Source organism: Nocardioides sp. P5_C9_2, assembly GCF_054049555.1.
In genome coordinates this window covers 1-1,647 of the sequence record NZ_JBFUMD010000651.1, presented here as the reverse complement: position 1 = coordinate 1,647, position 1,647 = coordinate 1, and the positions used below count along the sequence as shown (strand labels likewise).

Annotated in this window: 2 protein-coding genes and 1 pseudogene; 1 reads left to right on the top strand and 2 read right to left on the bottom strand. The window is 71.8% G+C overall.

Annotation, left to right across the window (positions count from 1 at the left end; all coding sequences use genetic code 11):
• Together paaB and paaA are read right to left on the bottom strand one after the other, a co-directional pair.
• A partial coding sequence (gene paaB, locus ACXJKL_RS20645; RefSeq protein ID WP_457208866.1) for a 1,2-phenylacetyl-CoA epoxidase subunit PaaB occupies positions 1-179 on the bottom strand: 179 nt, incomplete at its 3' end.
• The gene (paaA, locus tag ACXJKL_RS20640) at positions 176-1,192 is read right to left on the bottom strand and encodes a 1,2-phenylacetyl-CoA epoxidase subunit PaaA (protein ID WP_457208865.1); all 1,017 of its coding nucleotides are present in this window, start codon (positions 1,190-1,192) and stop codon (positions 176-178) included. The genes paaA and paaB, both read right to left, overlap by 4 nt.
• Before the next feature lie 147 nt (positions 1,193-1,339).
• Between paaA and ACXJKL_RS20635 the strand changes: the two are divergent.
• Positions 1,340-1,647 (top strand): annotated as a pseudogene (locus tag ACXJKL_RS20635) (GNAT family N-acetyltransferase); the annotation flags it as partial.

Sequence of the window (1,647 nt, the reverse complement as noted above, 5' to 3'; positions counted from 1 at the left end):
GTGATCTGGGTGGCCGGGACCACCCACAGGGACACACCCTCCTGCCGGCGGGTGTAGACGTCGCGGGCGTTGCGCAGCGCCATCTCGGCGTCCGGGGCGTGCAGCGACCCGACGTGGACGTGGTTGAGCCCCCGGCGCGAGCGCACGAAGACCTCCCAGAGGGGTTCCCGCGCGGTCATGCGACGTGCTCCTGCTCCTGCGCACGCTTTGCGGCATAGGCCTCGGCGGCCTCGCGCACCCACGCGCCCTGCTCGTGGGCCGTGACCCGGTGGGCCATCCGCTCGGCGTTGCACGGTCCGTTGCCCCGAATGACGTCGAAGAGCTCGGTGAAGTCGATCGGGCCGTGGTCGTAGTGGCCGCGCTCCTCGTTCCAGCGCAGCTCGGGGTCGGGCAGCGTGAGCCCGAGCGCCTCGGCCTGCGGGACGGTCATGTCGATGAACCGCTGGCGCAGCTCGTCGTTGGAGAACCGCTTGATCCCCCACGCCATCGACTGGGCGGTGTGGCCGGTGGCGGCGTCGGGTCCGGTGTCGGTGGGGCCGAACATCATCAGGCTGGGCCACCAGTAGCGATCGACGGCGTCCTGCGCCATCGCGCGCTGGGCGGGGGTGCCGTGCGAGAGCGTGTGCAGGATCTCGAAGCCCTGTCGCTGGTGGAACGACTCCTCCTTGCAGACCCGCACCATCGCCCGCGCGTAGGGGCCGAAGGAGCAGCGGCACAGCGGGACCTGGTTGACGATGGCGGCACCGTCGACGAGCCAGCCGATCGCGCCCATGTCGGCCCAGGTCAGCGTGGGGTAGTTGAAGATCGAGGAGTACTTCTGACGCCCGTCGTGGAGCTGGTCGAGCAGGTCCGCGCGGTCCACGCCGAGCGTCTCCGCGGCGGCGTACAGGTAGAGGCCGTGACCGGCCTCGTCCTGCACCTTGGCCATCAGGATGCCCTTGCGCCGCAGGCTCGGGGCGCGGGAGATCCAGTTGCCCTCCGGCTGCATGCCGATGATCTCGGAGTGCGCGTGCTGGGCGATCTGCCGCACCAGCGTGCGGCGGTAGGCCTCGGGCATCTCGTCGCGGGGCTCGATGCGGCCCTCGTCTGCGAGCACGGCCAGGAAGGACGCCGGCTCGCCGGGGTCCTGGCCGGGGCCGTCGTCGGGGGCGGGGCGTGGGCCGTCGGGGGCGCTGAAGTCGTTGCCGTACACGACTCCGAATCTACCAGAAATGTGACACTTTGCCGCTGTCGCGACCTGACTTGGTAACACCTCCTCCCACCTGGGGTAGTCCGTGACGTTTGGCACCTGCCGAGGCCACGACAGGGGGCCGAACGTCACGGACTACCGTGGTGACCCGTGAGCCACTCCCCCTCCGCCGACGTCTCCGTACGGATCGCGTGGGCCGACGACGCCGACGCGATCGCCGGCGTCCAGGTGCGTGCCTGGCGGCAGATGTACGCCGACCTGGTCCCCGCCGAGGCCCTGCCCACCGACCCCGCCGACCTGGCCCCCGCGTGGCGCCAGTCGCTGGGCCGGCCCGCCGACGCGCGGCACCGGGTCCTGGTCGCGCTCGAGCGCAACCGGGTCGTGGGCTTCGCCCTCACCGGCCCCGCCGACGACCCCGACTGCGACCCGGTCGCCGACGGGACGGTGGCGGAGTTGAC